This window comes from Chryseobacterium sp. FP211-J200, from assembly GCF_001643375.1.
Lineage (GTDB): Bacteria > Bacteroidota > Bacteroidia > Flavobacteriales > Weeksellaceae > Epilithonimonas > Epilithonimonas ginsengisoli.
Window position 1 is genome coordinate 1 of the sequence record NZ_LSHB01000049.1, and the last position, 20,175, is coordinate 20,175.

A 20,175-nucleotide genomic window follows, 5' to 3' on the forward strand; every position below is an offset into this window, starting at 1 on the left:
GGTTTTGATCTTGATCCGTTAACAAGTATTTTTTAAATAATTTATATCTTTGATCATGGCTAAAATCCTAAAAATATATCCGGAAAACCCACAGGAAAACCTTATCAACGAAGCTGTTAAGGTTTTACAGAATGGTGGCGTCATCATCTACCCTTCTGATACGATCTACACAATCGGTTGTGATATCTACAATCACAAAGCGATGGAAAGACTTGCCCAGATCAAAGGAATCAAACTGGATAAGCACAAGTTCTCTATCATTTGTAATGACCTAAGCCATCTTTCCGAATTTACAAAGCCGATAGAAACCGCAACTTTTCGATTCTTAAAAGCCCATTTGCCTGGTGCTTTCACATTCATTTTGGAAGCTAACAGAAATTTGCCGACATCTTATAAAGGTCACAAAACCGTAGGAATCCGAGTTCCTGACCATATCGTTCCGCAAATGATTGTTGAAAAACTGGGTCATCCGATTGTTTCAACCTCAATTCACGCCGATGATGAGATTTTGGAATATTCTACAGACCCGGAATTGATAGCTGAGAAATACGAAAAGTTGGTTGACCTCGTCATAGATTCTGGTTATGGTGACAACACAGCTTCCACAATCGTTGACCTGACTTCCGGCGAACCTGAAATCCTGAGACAAGGGAAAGGAATTTTGTAAAGATAAAAGGAAAAAGACTCAAGGTTTATTTCGAGTTCTAAAGAACCTAAGACTGACAACAAACAACTATCAACTGACAACTCAATGAAATTCGTTACTTCTCCAGCTAAATTGATGAACGTTGAAAATTCGACGGAATTTTTGAAATCTACAACTCCGAAATTCATCAAAGATTCTGAATTCATCCAATCTTTCTTAAAAGAAAAATCGCCAAAATATCTTTCTGAGTTAATGGAAATTTCCTCCAAATTGGCTGATGAAAACTGGGAACGCAATCAGAAATGGAGCGCAAAACCAACGACTAAAAATTCTGCACCTGCGATGTTTGCTTTCACAGGCGAAGTTTACCGTGGCTTGGACGCCAAAACTTTGGATAAAGATGCAGTGGATTATCTTCAGAAAAATTACAGGATCTTGTCCGGACTTTATGGATTGTTGAAGCCATCCGACAAAGTGATGTTGTACAGATTGGAAATGGGACGACCTTTCAAATTTGATTCTTACAAAAATATCTACGAATTCTGGACTGAGAAAGTGACAGAACAACTGAATTCTGAACTCAAAAAAGGAGAACTGCTCATCAATCTTGCGAGTACAGAATATTTCAAAGTGATTAACAAGAAAGCGTTAAAAGCAAAAGTCATCGATTTTGAATTCAAGCAAATACAGCCGGATGGAAAACTGAAGACCATTGTGGTTTACACGAAACATGCTCGTGGATTGGTTTTGCGTTTTTGTGCTGAGAAACAAGTTAAAACTTTGGATGAAGTGAAGGCTTTCAATTACGAGAATTATTTGTTTGATGAGAAACTGTCGACCGAAACCAATTTGGTTTTCACGAGATAGAACATTTATCTTAAAGGCATAAGATCACAAATCGCATATAAATTAAAAGTAGCAAAGTTATTTTGCGACTTTTTCTTTTTGTCAATCAATTAATTTTTGCGACTTTGCGACAAATTCCATTATGAAGCGTTCCGAAATCAAGATTCTCTTTTACGAAGAACTTTCTGAGATCTATTCCAAAACTGAGATCGAGGAATTGTTCTCGATTTTTGCTGAACATTTTTTGAATTTGAATAAAATTGAATTGCGACATAGTTTGGAAAATGAATTATCGGAAAGCGATTCCAACAAATTTTCTGAAGCTATTTCTGAATTGAAAACTGGAAAACCTTTTCAGCAGATCCTCGGCGAAACGGAATTCTATGGAATGAAATTCTTTGTGAACGAACACGTTTTGATCCCAAGACCGGAAACGGAGGAACTTTTGGAGTTAGCCATAAATAAGATAAAAGAAAAAAGGCAAAAGATTCAAGTCTTCGACTCCGTTCAGACTGACAATGTACAACTAGAAAGGCTTCGAGAATCTCAGCCTGACAACCAAAAACCAAAAACCAACGACCATTTTCGAATTCTTGATATTGGAACAGGCAGCGGAATTATTCCGATTGTTTTGAAGAAATATTTTCCGGAAGCAGAAGTTTCAGCGATTGATATTTCGAATGATGCATTGGAAGTTGCGAGAAGGAATTCAGAATTTCATAAGACAGAAATTAATTTTATCAATAAGGATTATTTGAATGAAGTCTTTAACTCCGCTCAGACTGATAAAGAGATCTATGATGTGATCATCAGCAATCCGCCTTATATTGGAATTGAGGAAAATCCGGAGATTGAAGTTTCCGTGAAAGGTTTTGAACCCAATTTGGCGCTCTTCTCTCCTACTTCGGACGCTTTGATCTTCTACAGAAAAATTGCCGAAGATTGCAAAAATCATTTATCCGAAAATGGACTTTTGTTTTTGGAGATCAATCAGAAATTAGGGAAAGAAACTTTGGAATTGTTTCAAGATGGCTTTTCGGAAGTTGAGCTTTTGAAAGATATTTCGGGGAATGACAGGATGATCTTTGGGAGGAAATAATATGGAAATAAAAACGCATATCGTCAACGAAGAGAAAGTCGCAGAGATTGTTTCGGATGAAATAATCATCAATTCTGTAGAGGATGCGCTGGATCTGGTTGGAAATATCTATTATCAAGGTTTTGATAAACTGGTGATCTCTGAAAAAAATTTGACGTCCGATTTCTTTGATCTGAAGAACAAATTGGCTGGAGACATTTTGCAAAAATTTTCAAATTACAGAATGCGATTGGCCATTATCGGAGATTTAAAAAAATACGAGAGTCAAAGTTTGAGAGATTTCATCCTGGAAAGTAATGAAGGCAGACAAATCAATTTTGTTGAGACACTTTCTGAAGCACTTACTTAATTGTTGGTAAAAACTACCGTCCATTGCGCCCCTAGCGCATTATCACCCTTTCAGAGAAAGGAAATTTTGAATCGTGAAAGAAGGATAAAACGTCAACATAGCCCCGATGGGAACGGCATCCTTTTTCTTTTTCGTTGGCCTTGGATAATCTTTGGCAACGGAAAAGAAAAAGATATAGTGGACAGCGGGTTGGAAACGTGGAACAAAACTTTAAGCGTTTTGCTCCTAAACCACCCTGTCAATTGCGCCTTCGGCTTATTGACACTCTTTGAAGGTAAATTTTATCCGATTCTTTTTTTGACGAAGATCTCGTAAGCCAAATAAATCAGTGGTAAAGCCATAATTCCAATGGGCAAAGCATTCTTCATCGCAAATTCTGGGTAGACAATCACCGCGTAAACCAATCCGAAAAATGCGCCACCGAGATGCGCGGCGTGACCGATATTGTCATTGGCTCGTGGATTGAGCATCATGTAAACGGAATAGCCGAAATAGATGGCACCGAAAAGAAAGCCTGGAATGAACCAGATCTCAATCTCTCTTGGCGCTAAAGCTACGGCTGCAAACAAAATCCCAGACACGCCTCCACTGGCTCCAATTGCTGAATAAAATGGAACATTGCGGTAATGGTACAGGCAAAAGAGATTTCCCAGGACCATGGACCCAAAATAGATGATCAAGAATCCGTAAACGTGAAATCCCATCAAAGCAATCGGTGCAAAGATGTAGAGCGTGTACATATTGAAAAACAAGTGCATGAAATCGCCGTGCAAAAATCCGGCAGACAAAAGTCTGAGATATTCTTTGCGTCTTTGGATCGCGCCTACTTCGAATTTATACTTTTGGAAAAACTCCGGTTGCTGGAATCCGATGTAGCTGGTGACGCAGGTAATTGCAATAATGATGACTAGGATATATAGTGAACTGTCCATTTTTTTGTTTAAATTTTAATTGTTTTCTTCGTCGAAAAGACTTCCGATGGTTCCACCGTCGTCGTCCAGATCTTCTTCTGAAACTTCTTCGATCTCAGGTTCTTCTTCTATAATCTCCGGTGGTTCCGGAATCGTAATATTAATATTTTTGACTTTATCTTTAGTCAATTGATTTCCGATGGCTTTGATTCCTTTGACTGTTATGAATTCGTCCAAATCGACCGTTTCCGGGTCTTTTTGTTTGTCTTTGATCTTCGGGAAAACCAATTCTGCGATGGCGCCAATTTCTGTCGTCACGAATTCTAAGAATGATTTTGGATTCTCGTTGCTGAAGAATGATTGGATGTTGGTCGTGTTTTCCAGCAAGAAACGTTTGACAAAATACTTATCTTTTTCGCCGTCAAAATAGATGCAAGTGATTGCTTGTTCCGGTTTCCATTTCTCAAGGATCAGATATTCATCATCGAAACGGTTCATGAGATCGAAGGAAACCAACTTCGCTTCGCCTTGAGAATTAATGGTCAAAATCTTGTCATCACCTTTGAAACTTCCGAGCAAAGTTCCACGTCCGTCGGCATTGAGACGTCTTACGGAATCATCGAACCAGATCTTTCTTGGAGCCAAGGTAGAAACGCCCTCTTCTTTTAGGTCGACTTTTTTGACTGCATATTTGGTTACCAGATTTCCTTTGGAATCACGGCCTTTGATGGCAATTTCGGAGAAATCGATATCAATCTTATTCTTTCTGACTCTGGCATTTGGTTTTAATAATACAGAAACTACTTCCGCCTCACCATTTGGATTGGCTGAGAAATAAAGCATTTCTGAACCTTTTTTGTCAGACGCCAGTTTGTAATCTGTATTTCTCGTAACACCAGTTACAGAAAAACGTTTCATATAATAAGGACCTTCTCGGCCTTCACGATAAATCGAGTTGTAAACTGTGCGTTTATCATTCTTTTTCCAGATTGCAACGTGGACGATATTTTTCCCGATGAATGTTTTACCTTCCACTTTTACCACCTTCATTGTTCCGTCTTTTTGGAAGGTGATGATGTCATCTATATCCGAACAATCGAACAAGAACTCATCTTTCTTGAGTGATGTTCCAATGAAACCTTCTTCCCAATTGACATAGAATTTTTCATTTGCAACGGCAACTTTGGTCGCATCGATCGTATCGAAAATCCTTAATTCGGTTTTTCTTTCTTTTCCTTTTCCGTATTTTTTCTGAATATTGGTGTAATAATCTATCGCATAAACGATCAAGTTCGCTAAATGGTGTTTGACCTGCTCAATTTTTCCTTCTAATGCGATAATATTTTCTTTGAATTTATCTAAATCGAAACGGGAAATTCTCTTGATTCGAATCTCTGTCAATCTTAAAATATCTTCTTCTGTAACAGCTCTCAGCAAATGTTTGGTATGCGGTTTCAAACCTTCATCAATGGTTTTGATGACATCTTCCCAAGACTTGACTTCCTCAATATCGTGGTAGATCCTATTCTCGATGAAAATCCTTTCCAATGAGGAGAAATGCCAGTTTTCCTGCAACTCGTGCAGTTCTATCTCCAATTCTTTTTTCAATAAAGAAACCGTATGGTCTGTGTTATGTTTCAGAATATCGGAAACTGAGAGGAACATTGGTTTGTCTCCAACAATCACGCAGGCATTTGGAGAGATTGGAACTTCGCAATCTGTGAAAGCGTAAAGTGCATCGATTGTCTTGTCTGGAGAAACATCTGGATGAAGATGGATGCTGATCTCTACAACATCGGACGTATTATCCTCGATTTTTTTGATCTTGATTTTACCTCTTTCGTTGGCTTTGATGATGCTATCGATGAGATCGCCTGTATTTTTTGAAAAAGGTAATTCTGTAATGGAAAGTGTGTGCTTGTCTTTTTGGATAATTCTTGCTCGCGCCCGTATTTTTCCGCCACGTTTTCCATCGTTATAATTGGTCACATCCAACATTCCTTCAGTCAAGAAATCCGGAAACAATTCGAATTTCTTACCTTTAAGATAAAGGATGGAAGCTGTAATTAATTCATTGAAGTTATGAGGCATGATCTTGGTGGAAAGTCCTACTCCAATCCCTTCAACACCTTGTGCAAGAAGCAATGGGAATTTTACGGGAAGATCAACAGGTTCATTGTTTCTGCCATCATAGGATTTTGTCCAATGCGTGGTTTTTGGGTTGAAGACAACATCCAGCGCGAAAGGTGTCAATCTAGCTTCGATGTATCTCGCCGCTGCTGCCGAATCGCCTGTATAGATATTTCCCCAGTTACCCTGCGTATCAATCAATAATTCTTTTTGCCCCAATTGTACCATCGCATCTGTGATAGACGCATCGCCATGTGGGTGGTACTTCATCGTGTTTCCTACCACGTTCGCCACTTTGTTGTAGCGCCCGTCTTCCAACTCACGCATCGAGTGCATGATCCTACGCTGTACCGGTTTGAAACCATCAAAAATAGAAGGAATTGCACGATCCAAAATAACATAGGATGCATAATCCAGAAACCAATCTTTATACAGTCCTGAAACTTTTTTCAGGCTTTCTTCGTGATGTGTACTTTCTTCCATTAATCTATTACTGTATTTTCATCTTTTCCGATTTCACTATTGGCTTTTACTACCTTGTTCAAAGAAAACTTCAAATCTTTGACTTGTTTTTGACTGAGAAATGAAATATCATATTTCAAGATGACAACATGTGTTTTTTTACTGGTAATATAAATATATAATTTTCTAAATATCAACGTTTGAACAACATTGAACTTCAGCAACTTGTATTTTGGAAACTCGTCTTTTGCATTTCCTTTTGCCAGAATGTAAATGACATGGTTATTTCTAAAGTTGAGTGCCTCTCCATCACTGTCGTATTCAAATATCGGTCTTCCAAAAAGATATAAGAAGAGAAACATCAAAATAGGAATTGATAGCAAGACCCAAGATTTGTCTCCCAAAACATCAAATTTATTGACCTCAAGGATATAGGCAATGAGCCATAAAATAAAAATAATGCCTGCCAATGAGTAAATAAAACTGTAGAAAGGCGCCTTATTCCTGTTACTTAGTCGCATCTTAAACAGTTTCTAAATTTTCTTTCTTATCAATATCACCTTCTTCGACCACTAGATTATCCAGAATGAACAACTGTCTGTCCGGCGTATTCTTGCCCATGTAGAATTCCAGGATCTGAGCTATCGTCTGATCTTTACCAAGGACAACAGGTTCCAGTCTGATATCTTTCCCGATAAAGTGCTTGAACTCGTCTGGCGAGATCTCTCCCAAACCTTTGAATCGGGTGATCTCTGGATTTTTCCCCAACTCGTCCAAAGCTTTTAATCGCTCTGCATCGGAATAGCAATATCTGGTTTCTTTTTTATTTCTTACCCTAAATAAAGGGGTTTGCAAAATATAAAGATGTCCGTTCTTGATCAGATCTGGGAAGAATTGGAGGAAGAATGTGATCATCAGCAATCTGATGTGCATCCCATCAACATCGGCATCCGTCGCAATGATCACGTGATTGTATCTTAGGTCTTCGAGACTTTCCTCAATGTTTAATGCGGCTTGCAGAAGGTTGAATTCCTCGTTTTCATAAACTACTTTCTTGGTCAATCCGTAGCAGTTCAGCGGCTTACCTTTCAAAGAAAAAACAGCCTGCGTTTCCACATCTCTGGATTTTGTGATAGAGCCAGAAGCCGAATCTCCCTCGGTGATGAAGATCATCGTTTCGGATTTTCTCGTTGCTTTCTGATCATTGTAATGATGACGGCAATCTCTCAGCTTTTTGTTGTGAAGCGAAACTTTTTTTGCGCGCTCTCTTGCTAGTTTTTGGATTCCGGACAGTTCTTTTCTTTCACGTTCAGAGATCATGATCTTTCTGAGAATAGCTTCCGCCGTTTCAGGATTTCTGTGAAGATAATTGTCCAGTTTATTTTTAAGTGAATCGATGATGAAAGTTCGTACCGTCATTCCACCTGGCTCAATCTCGTTCGACCCGAGTTTTGTCTTGGTCTGAGACTCGAAAACAGGTTCCACAACTTTGATGGAAACCGCGGCTATAATGGATTTTCTTATATCAGCCGCTTCAAAATTCTTATTGTAAAATTCCCTGATCGTTTTCACAAAAGCTTCCCTAAAGGCGTTCAAGTGCGTTCCACCTTGCGTTGTATTTTGCCCGTTAACAAAAGAAAAATAAGTCTCAGTCTGAGATTTATCAGAATGCGTGATGGCCACTTCTATGTCTTCTTCTTTCAAATGAATGATAGGATAAAGGATATCGCTTTCCAATTCCTCTTCCAAAAGATCTTTCAATCCGTTTTCGGAGAAGAATTTCTCGCCGTTGAAAAGGATGGTCAAACCAGGATTCAGATATGCGTAGTTACGAAGCATTCTCTCTACATATTCCTTTCTGAATTTAAAATTGATGAAGATCTCTTCGTCTGGAATAAAGCTGATCTCTGTTCCGTTTCTGTCGGATGAATCAGCTTCAGGGAAATCTATTTTAATAACACCTTTGGAGAATTCCGCCATTTTCATGCGGTTATCTCTTACAGACTTCACCCGGAAAAATCCAGATAACGCATTTACAGCTTTGGTACCGACACCATTCAGACCAACTGATTTTTTAAAAGCTTTGCTATCATATTTTCCACCGGTATTCATTTTGGAAACAGCGTCTACCACTTTACCAAGAGGAATTCCACGACCGTAGTCACGGATGGTCACTTTTCCCTCGTCAACCTTGATTTCGATGCGCTTTCCAGACTTCATCACAAATTCATCGATGGAGTTATCGATGATCTCTTTGAGTAGAATGTAGATCCCGTCATCCGCGGAAGAACCATCGCCCAGTTTACCAATGTACATCCCAGGACGAAGCCTGATATGCTCTTGCCAATCGAGGGTTCTGATATTATCTTCGGAATAGTTTACAGGATTGATTTCGCTCATAAAGTAGATGATTGGCTTGTTGATAATCGGTAACTTACAAATTTAACGAAATGAAATTTAATTTGAAAGTTTTACGAAATTAATTTTAAGGGCATTTCAAATTAATTCAACAAAAAAGCCAGACGATGGCCTGACTTTCATTTTTCATTAATAAAATTTTGAAGTTACTTCTTAATAATTTTCTTAGAAATAATCTCTGACCCAGAATGAACATTAAGAATATATTGACCTGCAGGCAATCTTCTAATATCTGCTTCAGCAGATTGCGTTTCCAAAACCATTTTCCCGGAAACATCATACAATCTTATTTTGTCAATATGATCCACACCATTTACTTTGATAAAATCTGAACTTGGATTGGGATAAACCTGAAGATTAGCTTTGTTAAAATCCGAAACCGCCAAAGTTTCTGTTTCCAAAACCTGAATATTATCGATGATCAAAACCAAAAGATCGGTACAATCATAATGCCTAAAAACCACTTGAACATCTTGACCTGCAAACCCGGAAAGATCCACAGTCACGTGCTTAGCCTCGTCCATATATCCTGCATCCAAAGTCTCTTCAAAAACCGCAGTTTCTGTTCCTGTAAAAGTAGAATTGGCTGGAATCACATAAACAGCGTAATGTTCCTGAAAAACAACATCATCAAAAGCACCAACATCGAATTTCAAATTTAACTGTTTTCCGGAATTGTTAGGCAAAGCAATGACTGGACTTGTCAAAGTATTATCTGGCGTGAAGGCTTCAAAAAACCAAGACCAAGAAGTTGCGTAATATCCAGTGAAAGCATCTACTGAACTATTATCAAATTCCCATTTTTGCGAGTCACCAACTCGGTCTGTATTACCCCAAGAATTTCTTCCAGCCTCAGTTTCAAAATCTTCACTGAAAAGTACCGTTTGAGCTGATGTAGCCAGACCAGTCATTAACAAAGAAGAAAATAGTAATTTTTTAATCATAATCTTTTATTTTAAATTTTTCTAAAATTAAACAAAAAAACGCTTCCATTTCTGAAAGCGTTTTAGAATATTTTTGAAATGTTATTTTAAACATTAAATCTGAAGTGCATGATATCGCCATCTTGAACGACATATTCCTTTCCTTCCACAGATAGTTTTCCAGCTTCTTTCACTTTCGCTTCGGAACCGTAATTCATGTAATCGTTATATTTAATGACCTCTGCGCGAATAAATCCTTTCTCGAAATCTGTGTGGATCACACCCGCAGCTTGAGGCGCTGTCCAACCTTGACCGATTGTCCAAGCTCTAACCTCCTTGACACCAGCTGTGAAATAGGTTTGAAGTTTCAAAAGGTCGTACGCTTTTCTGATCAATCTGTTCACGCCTGGTTCTTCCAAACCAAGTTCTTCCAGGAACATCTGTCTTTCTTCAAAAGTCTCCAATTCATTGATATCCGCTTCGATCTGCGCTGCTAGAACTACAACTTCCGCATTCTCAGATTTTGCCATTTCTTCGATCTTAGCTATCCAATCGTTTCCGTTTTTGATGGAATTTTCGTCCACATTACAAACGTAAAGAACTGGTTTGTTTGTCAACAATTGAACTTCTTCAAGAATTGATTTTGCGAAATCATCTGCAGGGAATTCTCTTGCATTTTTTCCTTCTTCTACAAAAGTCTGAAGATTTTGTAAAACATCATAAGTCAGAAGATCTTCTTTCTTACCAGATTTCAGGAATTTTTTAGCTTTATCAACTGCTTTTCCAATCGCTTCAAGATCTTTCAACTGAAGTTCGATATCAATGATCTCTTTATCTCTGATCGGATCCACAGAACCTTCCACGTGGATGATATTTCCGTTGTCGAAACATCTCAAAACGTGAATAATAGCTTCACACTCGCGGATGTTTGCCAAGAATTGATTTCCCAATCCTTCACCTTTGCTAGCACCTTTTACCAATCCTGCAATATCCACGATCTCTACGACCGCAGGCAAAACGCGCTCTGGATTCACGATCTTTTCTAATTCAAAAAGTCTGGTATCCGGAACAGAAACAGTTCCAAGATTTGGTTCTATGGTACAAAACGGATAGTTTGCAGATTGCGCTTTGGCGTTGCTAAGACAATTAAAAAGGGTTGATTTTCCTACATTCGGAAGACCTACGATTCCACATTTCATAACGAAATTTTATTTGTTATTTTAAAGTTATGTTACCTTACGGTTTCATAATTTCTTTGTTTATAGTTTAATGTTCCAAGTTTAAACATTGAATTTCAAACCTAGGACATTGAATTTTAAGTTTGCAAATATACTGATTTTTGCGTTTGAATTTTCTACTTTTACAATCTTAATCAAGATCAGGAAACGACAGCAAAATGGCCAGAAAAAAACGCGAATATCTATCTTCGGAATTAGTGAATTCTTTTGCCAGGATCTATGGTTTTGAAGATAAATTAAAAGCCTTCGAGATCAAGGATTTTCTTGAAGATTATCTTTCCAATGACCTCTTTGCAGAGATCGTAAGCGTGAATCTGAAAGAACAAGTTCTGATCATCAGAATCAAATCACCCCTACTAAAGAACGATTTCCGATTGAGAAAAACTTTTTTCCTAAAGAAATTTCGTGAAGTTTTAAAAGATGATTCTTTGATCAATGACCTGCTGATCCTGTAGTAATTTCATCGATCATCCTCTTGCTCCTCTCATCCAATCTTGATTTTAATGGAAAGAAAAATCGGAATGGATTTCGGACAAAATATCTAAAGATCTCGCCAAAGATCTCCCTCGCTTCATTCATCTCTACTTTTCTGGAACGGAAAGCCAACAACATTGACAGACCAAAACTGACCGCAAAATTGAAAAATCCGATCACGAAAACCGTAATAAAGGAAATCCAAAATGCGTACGAAGTGATCACAAAATCTTTACCATAAAGACCCAAAGCAAAATTACCGGCAGCAAAAGTAATGTGTCGAATATCGAGATCCAATCCAAGGAAAAGCCCTATTGGCGCGGTTGCCCCAAGAAAAACCCCGAACCAGAAATTGGAAACAATCCCAGCCCAATTTTTAGAATAATACACAGACAATTGCTTTGCTATCCTCTGTCCGAAAAAATAATTGATAAATGGATTCTTAGCGATCCGCTTAGGAATCTGGAAAAAGATAGAATTATTACTGATATTCCCAGAGATCACACCCGAAATAAAAAGGAAAACACCAGCGATACAAGCATGCAAAATGGCTTTGGACTGGAAAGGGTCCAGGTCATAAAGCAATCTGCTGGACTTATCGAAAGCAAAATTCTGTTTAAACAAAATTTCCAATCCATAAATAATGATCAAAGAAACTGGAAACGACAACAATACATTGCCAACAAACGCAATAAACTGCGACCGGAACAATTGTGAAACCACGTGCGCAAACTCGATATAAGTATTTCTGCTATTGCCTTCCGAAAGCACCTTTGCCATCGTCGCAGCCGTCATGGCAGGTTGTTTTGTAGCAAGAGTGAAATTCATCAGATAGATCATGACAAATCCCATCGCATAATTCATAGAATAAAGAAATGCGTGGGCAAAATCACTTGCAGGAATATAACTGTAAAGCATCTTCAAAACACAAAGTGCGCCTACGATAACACCACCGCCAGACGCTTTCCAAAACATTTTCATATATGCTTTGAGCGTAGAAGTGATGTAATGCGTTCCTGTTTCTGCAGTGTGATTGGTGATCAGATGCGACATCAGTCTTGTGCTGTCCGAAACCAGATCACGAAGGTTGTTTTTATGCGATTTGTACTTTAAAATATTAAAGAACAACTGCTTGGAATTGATCAAATAATCGCGGTCGTCATCGATCACAAATAATTTGATAATGTCAGACATTCTGTTGAGCTGTTGTCTGATCTTCAGCAATGACTGATTGGTCTTGCTGGAAATTCCATATTTTGACGAATTCTTGAAGGCCAAATTGACAAATTCCAGACACTGCTCCATGTAGATCTTGGTCTGTTTATAAACCTCATCATTGGAAGTAAATTTGAAATCCGGATTGTCATTAAAATCAGCATTGATAATATCTAACTCATTTTGCAAAGCTAGAAATGGATTATCAAAATTACGATATTCCGGTGCCATTTTCACGACATCTACATCCAGGGCATTTCCGATAACGCGCCAAGCCAGAATATTAAGCGAAAACAAAAGTTCTTTCTTAACGTGTGGATTACTGATAAATCTATCGATCTTCAGTAATTGAAAAAGTTCATCCAACTTATCTTCTGGTGAATTCTGGAAAAACTGGAGATCTTTCTTCGGCGTTACAAGAACATTGTCCACCAAATACCAGATGGTATTTTCGTTTTCAATCGGTGGTAATACTTTATTAAGAATTCGTTTTTTAAACTCAGGATAAAAGGCATTCTCAGATAAGATATCAGCTTCTGTCAATGACAAATTGAAGGGTTTATCCTGAAAAATATTATGAATATAAAAAGTCAGATTATCCTTTATTGTATCATTATCCTTGAGATATGCTGTGAAAACACCTAAGTCTTCTCGCTTGAGGCTTGTGATAATTTCGGATAAAGGCTGCAAAGACAAAGTCTCATTTCTTTCGCTGAAATAATTCTTTAAAATCGTACTGAAACTGTCTTTTCTAATTAATCTAATTGGCATCTTAGCACAAAAGTAATCATTTCAGAACAATGTTATTCATCTGTCTCATGATCCATTTGTGTTTTTTGTTGAGATAGGCACTTGGATTTTTAGGATCATATTTTTTGGGATTTGGTAAAACTGCTGCAATCCAGGCCGCTTCACTTTTAGTCAGATCTTTTGCTGGTTTATTATAATAATATTGAGCAGCCGCTTCCACACCAAACACGCCCTGACCCATTTCTATTACATTAAGGTATCTTTCAAGAATGATATCTTTTCCCCAGACCTTCTCGATAATAAAAGTATAAATCGCTTCCAAGCCTTTTCTCAGCCAACTTCTACCTTGCCAAAGGAAAACATTTTTTGCAGTTTGTTGAGAGATAGTGCTTCCACCTCGAACTACCTTTCCTTTTTTATCATTTTTTTTCATCGCCTTTTCTATGGCTTTATAATCAAAACCATTGTGATTGAAAAACGCCTGATCTTCGGAAGCAAGTACTGCTTTTTTGATGTTATTTCCCATATCATCATAGGAAACGTAATCGCGGTTCATCTTTCCGTATTTGAAAACACTCCCCAACTGCGTCCAGGTAATTGGTGGATTGAAAAATATACCGAAGATCACAAAAAGAATATTAGCTATAATAAGGATAAAGACCAGTTTTTTGATAAGCTTCCACATATTGCAACAAATTTTCAGCGAAAATAAAACAAAAAAATATTTTATCCGATCATATTTCAACAAAGAATTTAATATCAACGGACATTTAGATATTGGGAAAATAAAAACTTTATAATATATGAAGGTCTGTGAAGTGACCTCGACAGGATTCAAACCTGTAACCTTTTTAAAACAAAAAACCTCACAAATTGCTTTGTGAGGTTCTTGTGAGCGCGTCAGGATTCGAACCTGAGACCGTCTGCTTAGAAGGCAGATGCTCTATCCAGCTGAGCTACGCACCCATTTGTAATTTTTTCGAAAATCACTAAAAATTGTCGGGGCGGCAGGATTCGAACCTGCGACCTCCTGGTCCCAAACCAGGCGCGATGACCGGACTACGCTACGCCCCGTAAATTAAATTAAAAATATTTATTATCAAAAAGAGAAATAAATATCTAGCTTTCCGATATAAAAAAAAGAGATCAAGAATGATCTCTCTTTTGTGAGCGCGTCAGGATTCGAACCTGAGACCGTCTGCTTAGAAGGCAGATGCTCTATCCAGCTGAGCTACGCACCCATTGTAATTTTTACGAAAATCACTAAAAATTGTCGGGGCGGCAGGATTCGAACCTGCGACCTCCTGGTCCCAAACCAGGCGCGATGACCGGACTACGCTACGCCCCGATAAGTCATCTTTTAGCTGCGGAGAGTAAGGGATTCGAACCCTTGGAACCGTTTCCAGTTCGCTTGTTTAGCAAACAAGTCCTTTCGGCCTCTCAGGCAACTCTCCTTGCAGTTTCAGTGATATATTCTATCCCGTTATTGCGAGTGCAAATATAGAAGACTTTTGTGTAACTACCAAAAAATTTTATTTATTTTTTTTCTTATTTTTGACTCATTAAATATAACCCAAAACAGACACGAATGCGTAATTCATTATATCTCATATCATTAGGATCATTAATCATTTCCTGCGGATCCCAACAAAAAACTGTAAAAAGTAAAACTCCGGTAAAATCTACCACACCAGTTGCAGTTGTTCCTATAAAAAAACCAGAAATCAAACAGGATGAAGGCGACTATTACAAAGTCAATATTGCGGATATCACGAAAAATGACAACACAATAAGTTATGGTTCTATAGTAAGCGCCAATCCGGCAGGATACAAAGTGACCAAAACATATTTCCCTTCTGTCGGGCAGAATTTCCGCCAACGCTATGTGATTTTACATTATACCGTATTAAATGATGAAAAATCCATCTCAACTCTTACACAACAGTCGGTAAGCGCACATTACCTCGTGAATACATTGCCAGATAAAGAAATCTATCAATTGGTGGATGAAAACAAGCGCTCTTACCATGCCGGAATCAGTTTCTGGAGAAAGGACCAACAATTAAATGATACTTCTATCGGAATAGAAATCGTGAATATGGGTTACACAGTCGACTCTACAGGTCTGCGGGTTTTCACGCCGTATCCTGAAGAACAGATCAAGAAAGTAGCTGCTTTGGTAAAAGACCTTATCGTTAGATACAACATCCAACCAACCAATATTCTCGCACATTCGGATATTGCACCAACGAGAAAACAAGATCCAGGACCACTTTTCCCTTGGAAGAGATTGTACGACGAGTATCAAATCGGGATGTGGTACGACGAAGCGGCGAAACAGACTTTTCTAGATCAAATCTTAACAACAAACGATATTACCATACAATATAACAATCCGGAATTTGTTTCCAAAGTTCAGCAGCAATTGGTGCAATTTGGTTATGCTTTGACCGTGAATGGGGTTTGGGACAAAGCTACGAAGCAAACCATTGAGGCTTTCCAATTTCACTTTCGACCGACGAATTACAGCGGGATTATGGATGCGGAGACGTTGGCGATTTTGCAGGCTTTGATTCAGAAGTATCCGCAGAAGTAGTAAGATGGATATTATTTTAAAAACTGAAAGATTAAATTTAAGACCGATTTCTGAAAACGACATTGAAAATATATTTGAACTACAATCTTTAGAACAGACTGCCCAATTCAATACATCAAAAATCCCAATTGACATTAATGAAACAAAAATGACTGTTGAAAAATGGATTGCTGAAAACAATAAAGAAAACATCAAGCATTTTACATTTGCTGTTGAATTGATTACTGAAGAAAAATTCATCGGACTGATTGGATTACATCTGGGAAAAGAACACTACAAAAATGCGGAAGTCTGGTTTCAATTGGATTATAGATTTTGGAACAAAGGTTATGCAACAGAAAGCTTAAGAAAAATATTAGACTTTGGTTTTGAAACCTTGAAGCTTCACAGAATTGAAGCTGGATGTGCAGTCGATAATGTTGGTTCATTCAACGTTTTAGAAAAAGTGGGGATGTTGAGGGAAGCACACACGAGACAATTATTACCTTTAAAATCTGGTTGGTCGGATAATTATGGATACGCTATTTTATTTAGCGATGAGAGAAAATAATTACTAATATCAAATCATTATTATCCGATAGACATTGTAAACAAATTGACGAATACAATGTTTATCGGATAAATCCACAGTTCGCTCCGCTGGAGCTTTGTTTTTCGGGGCTTGTTTTTTTCTATTAACAGCAAGTCCCAATGGGACTAAATAAGTCAGCTCCTTTAGGAGCAATCTGTTAATAGCAAATAGTTGTTATTAGAAGTTAAGCTCCAGAGGAGCGACCCGTATATAGGACAATGATGATATTGAATCTTGCATTCTCTAAAAACAAACCCTCGAAAAAAAATTTCGAGGGTTTATTTTATTACTTACTCAACAACAGAGAAACCCATTCTTCTCTCTGGATTTTCTTTTCTAATGTCAAATTTTGCTCAGTGCAAACTTCCAGAATATCGTCCACATCGAAGAAGCAAAGTCCGGACAACAATAATTTCCCACCATCTTCCAAAACGGAAACATAAGTCGGAATGTCAGAAATCAAAATATTTCTGTTGATGTTTGCCAGGATGATCTCGAATTTTTCTTTTCCAAGATTGTCAGCCGTTCCCAGCTCGATATCCAATTCTACATTATTTCGTACTGCATTTTCTTTGGAATTTTCTACAGACCATTCATCGATGTCGATGGCAACGGTTCTCCCTGCTCCTTTCTGTTTTGCGAAAATGGCCAAAACCGAGGTTCCGCAACCCATATCAAGCACTTTTTTGTTCTCCAGATCCATATCCAACATCTGCTGGATCATCAGGTGCGTGGTAGGATGGTGACCAGTTCCGAAAGACATTTTCGGCTGAATCACGATCTCATGCATATTCGGGTCCGAGTCGTGGAATTCTGCTCTGATCAGGACTTTATCTTCTACATTGATGGGCGAAAAATTCTTTTCCCACTCCTCGTTCCAGTTGATGTTCGGCATTTCTTCGTAGGTGTAAGAAATTTCGATTTCTTCGTTTTGCAAAAGATAGATACCTTTCAGTTCTTCTTCTTTGAAAAGGTCTTTTTGGATATAACCCAGGATGCCGTCATATTCTTCTGTGAAGCTGTCGAAACCGATTTCTATCAGTTCTGCCATCAATATTTCGTTCCAAGGTTGGAGAGGTTTTATTTTAAAATTGAATTCCAGATAAGCTGCCATTGTTTAATTTTTTGCAAATTTAGGTTAAAACCACAAAGTCACGAAGTATTTCACAAAGAACACAGATAATTTCTGATTTTTGAAAATTTGTAAACCTTGTGAAAAACCTTTGTGTCTTTGTGGTTAAAAAAATTAGTTCATCTTAATCTGATAAGTGAAACCTACGTGAAACCACCTTCCAGGCATCGGAACCAAGTTCGTTTCCACATATTTCGCATTCGTCAGATTATTGATCAAGACATAAAAATTAAGGTCTTTGTATCGGAAATTGATTTGTTCATCAAGGACATTATAACTCCCAAGATTCACGCGTTCCGAATATTTGTAGATCAACTGATTGCTGAAGAACTTCAAAAACTTCACATCGACTTGCGCAACGAACTGATGTCTCAGATTCTGCAAAGCGTATCGGGAAAGTTCCTCATTTTTATATTGATTATCAAGATAAGTGTAGCCCAAACGATAATTAAGGAATGAGAACAATTGATGTTTGAACTCAGTTTCAAAACCTTTGAGATGGATCTTTCCAACATTTTCCGCTTTCCACGGGCTTTCCGGCGTTTCTTTCAACCAATCGATGCCGTTGTTTGTATTTCGGATGAAACCGCTGACTTTCGCCAATATTTTTTCATTCTGAAATCGATATCCTAATTCTGATGAAACAGCAGATTCCGGAACCAAGTTAGGATTTCCAATTTCCGCAGGACTCACGTAATACAAATCGGTGAAAGTCGGGATCCTGAATCCTTTGGAAACCGCTCCAAACACTTTGTGATTGGGATTGAAGATATAACCAACATCCATCCCAGGATAGAAAAAATTCTGACCAGAATAATTTGCCCAACTTGCACCCGGATTGATTTCCAATTTCTGATCGAAGAACTTGAACTGGTGGTCAAAAAACACCTGCGTCACATCACGCTCTCTGTCGCCAAGATTACTGCTCACGAGAAATTCTTTTCTGTAATCCACGCCAATTCCCGTGGTTCCAAGTGACGATTCGTAAGTCGCATTCACAGTCCCGCCGACATTGTTTCCGATGTGCATATTCCTGTAACCAGCCGGATTTTGACGTGTGTAGAGATACATATCCTGCCCTCTTCTCCAATAAACACTGGAGTTTACAGACAGTTTATCAAACCTCTGCTGATATTGCAAACTCACCACAGAAGCCTGCGTTTCCTCATACTGATTGATAGCCGCTGGTGAGGCGTAAAATCCATTCGCTCCAAATTTCTTCTCAGAAAAACCAGCCTGCAGACTCAGACTTCCATCATTCAGTTTTAATTTATTTTGATAGAAAAAATTCCTGATTTGATAATCTGTATTGAATCGATAACCGTCGGAAGCACCGTTGCTAATGGTAAATAGATTCGTAAATTTCTCAGAACCAAACGTTGCAGAAGCCGACAAATCATAAGTTTTGAAATCACCGCCTTGAGCCTTTATCGTCACTTGTTCTTCTGACGATGATTTGGTAACAATGTTAATGACACCTGCGTAAACGTTCTGTCCATAGAGTTTTGCCGACGATCCTTTCATAATCTCCACCCTTTCCACCGCCGAGATATCAAACGGAAGATTGAATGTATTATGACCAGTCTGCGAATCATTCATCCTGATGCCATTCACCAAAATCAAAACCTGCTCAAACGAACTTCCGCGAATCGTAATATCACTCTGAACACCGTTGGAACCTCGTCTTTTGATATCCAACCCAGAATGGAACTGCAGCAACTCATCGATGCTTGTCGCAGGACTATTTTGGATTTGTTGCTTGGTGATGACCGTCACATTTTCATTCACATCATTATAGGGAATCGATAAAAACCGACCCTGTAAATTCACCTCATCGATTGTGTTTTCCTTGTTCTGAGCCAATCCGTTGATTGACAAAACCAAAACCGACAGAGTCACAATTATTTTGTTCATAGTTTTATTTCCTTTCAGATAATTGGCGGCAAATATAGAAATAAGGCTTGTTTCGAAAATCAATTAATCTGGAAAATTATATGATAAATAACATCAGACTTTAGCCCGCTGTTTACAATTGTAGACAACGGCTTTACCTTGTTCTAAAGTATACGAAACAGTTCATACAAGTATCTTCAACAGGTTTTACAAGCGCCAACAGACACTTTTGTAAATGGTCATCGGCACTTCGGAACCAGCTGCAACCACTTACATAACCACCTTCAACCATTTCAGAACCAGGTATACCCCGGTTCGGAACCACCTTTAGCCGGTTGGTTAAGTGGTCATGGGTGCTTCGGAACCGGCTGCGACCACTTGCATAACCACCTTCAACCATTTCAGAACCAGGTAACCCCCGGTTCGGAACCACCCTTATCCGGTTGGTCAAGTGGTCTTGGGTGCTTCGGAACCAGCTGCAACCACTTGCATAACCACCCTAGACCATTTCAGAACCAGGTA

The 20,175-nt window shown here is 38.4% G+C and carries 17 protein-coding genes and 5 tRNA genes; 7 read left to right on the plus strand and 15 right to left on the minus strand.

Features of this window, described 5'->3' with window-relative positions:
* The first annotated feature begins 55 nt into the window (after positions 1-55).
* The 4 genes from AXA65_RS14335 (at position 56) to AXA65_RS14350 (ending at position 2,940) form a co-directional block, all read left to right on the plus strand.
* A complete protein-coding gene (locus tag AXA65_RS14335) occupies positions 56-667 on the plus strand; it encodes an L-threonylcarbamoyladenylate synthase (protein ID WP_063970770.1) in 612 nt (203 codons plus the stop codon).
* A gap of 84 nt (positions 668-751) precedes the next feature.
* Positions 752-1,513 carry a peroxide stress protein YaaA gene (yaaA, locus tag AXA65_RS14340; RefSeq protein ID WP_063970771.1) on the plus strand — a complete coding sequence of 254 codons (762 nt, stop codon included), beginning with the start codon at positions 752-754 and terminating at the stop codon, positions 1,511-1,513.
* A 121-nt stretch (positions 1,514-1,634) separates the two neighbouring features.
* Positions 1,635-2,591, plus strand: coding sequence for a N5-glutamine methyltransferase family protein (locus AXA65_RS14345; protein WP_063970772.1), 957 nt, complete (start codon positions 1,635-1,637; stop codon positions 2,589-2,591).
* A gap of 1 nt (position 2,592) precedes the next feature.
* Complete coding sequence (locus AXA65_RS14350; protein WP_063970786.1) at positions 2,593-2,940, plus strand: DUF4180 domain-containing protein; 348 nt, start codon at positions 2,593-2,595, stop codon at positions 2,938-2,940.
* A gap of 281 nt (positions 2,941-3,221) precedes the next feature.
* Here the strand turns inward: AXA65_RS14350 and AXA65_RS14360 are convergent, their stop codons facing one another.
* From AXA65_RS14360 to ychF, 6 genes are all read right to left on the minus strand, one after another.
* Positions 3,222-3,872, minus strand: a complete 651-nt coding sequence (locus tag AXA65_RS14360) for a rhomboid family intramembrane serine protease (protein WP_063970774.1) — start codon at positions 3,870-3,872, stop codon at positions 3,222-3,224.
* Between the two features lie 15 nt (positions 3,873-3,887).
* A complete protein-coding gene (locus tag AXA65_RS14365; RefSeq protein WP_063970775.1) occupies positions 3,888-6,464 on the minus strand; it encodes a DNA gyrase/topoisomerase IV subunit A in 2,577 nt (858 codons plus the stop codon).
* Positions 6,464-6,964 (minus strand): hypothetical protein, encoded by a 501-nt coding sequence (locus tag AXA65_RS14370; RefSeq protein WP_063970776.1) that lies wholly within the window; start codon positions 6,962-6,964, stop codon positions 6,464-6,466. The genes AXA65_RS14365 and AXA65_RS14370 overlap by 1 nt, the downstream gene beginning before the upstream one ends.
* 1 nt (position 6,965) lies before the next feature.
* Positions 6,966-8,843 carry a DNA topoisomerase IV subunit B gene (locus tag AXA65_RS14375; protein ID WP_063970777.1) on the minus strand — a complete coding sequence of 626 codons (1,878 nt, stop codon included), beginning with the start codon at positions 8,841-8,843 and terminating at the stop codon, positions 6,966-6,968.
* A 164-nt stretch (positions 8,844-9,007) separates the two neighbouring features.
* On the minus strand, positions 9,008-9,805 hold the full coding sequence (locus tag AXA65_RS14380; RefSeq protein WP_063970778.1) for a T9SS-dependent choice-of-anchor J family protein: 798 nt from the start codon (positions 9,803-9,805) through the stop codon (positions 9,008-9,010).
* A gap of 86 nt (positions 9,806-9,891) precedes the next feature.
* Complete coding sequence (gene ychF, locus AXA65_RS14385; protein ID WP_063970779.1) at positions 9,892-10,983, minus strand: redox-regulated ATPase YchF; 1,092 nt, start codon at positions 10,981-10,983, stop codon at positions 9,892-9,894.
* 197 nt (positions 10,984-11,180) lie between these two features.
* Between ychF and AXA65_RS14390 the strand changes: the two genes are divergently transcribed.
* Complete coding sequence (locus AXA65_RS14390) at positions 11,181-11,477, plus strand: hypothetical protein (RefSeq protein ID WP_063970780.1); 297 nt, start codon at positions 11,181-11,183, stop codon at positions 11,475-11,477.
* Here AXA65_RS14390 and AXA65_RS14395 read toward each other — a convergent pair.
* The 7 genes from AXA65_RS14395 to AXA65_RS14425 all read right to left on the minus strand — a co-directional run bounded on the left by AXA65_RS14395 (position 11,455) and on the right by AXA65_RS14425 (position 14,915).
* Complete coding sequence (locus AXA65_RS14395) at positions 11,455-13,482, minus strand: recombinase (RefSeq protein WP_063970781.1); 2,028 nt, start codon at positions 13,480-13,482, stop codon at positions 11,455-11,457. The two genes, AXA65_RS14390 and AXA65_RS14395, sit on opposite strands and share 23 nt — an antisense overlap.
* Positions 13,483-13,498: 16 nt before the next feature.
* A complete protein-coding gene (mtgA, locus tag AXA65_RS14400; RefSeq protein WP_063970782.1) occupies positions 13,499-14,146 on the minus strand; it encodes a monofunctional biosynthetic peptidoglycan transglycosylase in 648 nt (215 codons plus the stop codon).
* 207 nt (positions 14,147-14,353) lie between these two features.
* Positions 14,354-14,427 (minus strand) — tRNA-Arg (locus tag AXA65_RS14405).
* A 33-nt stretch (positions 14,428-14,460) separates the two neighbouring features.
* Positions 14,461-14,535: transfer RNA gene (locus tag AXA65_RS14410), tRNA-Pro, on the minus strand.
* 93 nt (positions 14,536-14,628) lie between these two features.
* Positions 14,629-14,702: transfer RNA gene (locus AXA65_RS14415), tRNA-Arg, on the minus strand.
* A gap of 32 nt (positions 14,703-14,734) precedes the next feature.
* Positions 14,735-14,809: transfer RNA gene (locus AXA65_RS14420), tRNA-Pro, on the minus strand.
* 19 nt (positions 14,810-14,828) lie between these two features.
* A tRNA-Ser gene (locus tag AXA65_RS14425) sits at positions 14,829-14,915 on the minus strand.
* Between the two features lie 134 nt (positions 14,916-15,049).
* Here AXA65_RS14425 and AXA65_RS14430 point away from each other — a divergent pair.
* Positions 15,050-16,057 (plus strand): N-acetylmuramoyl-L-alanine amidase, encoded by a 1,008-nt coding sequence (locus tag AXA65_RS14430; RefSeq protein WP_063970783.1) that lies wholly within the window; start codon positions 15,050-15,052, stop codon positions 16,055-16,057.
* 4 nt (positions 16,058-16,061) lie between these two features.
* The gene (locus AXA65_RS14435) at positions 16,062-16,607 is read left to right on the plus strand and encodes a GNAT family N-acetyltransferase (protein ID WP_063970784.1); all 546 of its coding nucleotides are present in this window, start codon (positions 16,062-16,064) and stop codon (positions 16,605-16,607) included.
* Positions 16,608-16,914: 307 nt separating this feature from the next.
* On the opposite strand, the gene prmA is transcribed toward AXA65_RS14435, so the two are convergent.
* Positions 16,915-17,742: a 50S ribosomal protein L11 methyltransferase gene (gene prmA, locus AXA65_RS14440; RefSeq protein ID WP_063970785.1), complete on the minus strand. Its 828-nt coding sequence runs from the start codon at positions 17,740-17,742 to the stop codon at positions 16,915-16,917.
* A 132-nt stretch (positions 17,743-17,874) separates the two neighbouring features.
* On the minus strand, positions 17,875-19,674 hold the full coding sequence (locus AXA65_RS14445; protein ID WP_063970787.1) for a TonB-dependent receptor plug domain-containing protein: 1,800 nt from the start codon (positions 19,672-19,674) through the stop codon (positions 17,875-17,877).
* Positions 19,675-20,175: the final 501 nt, after the last annotated feature.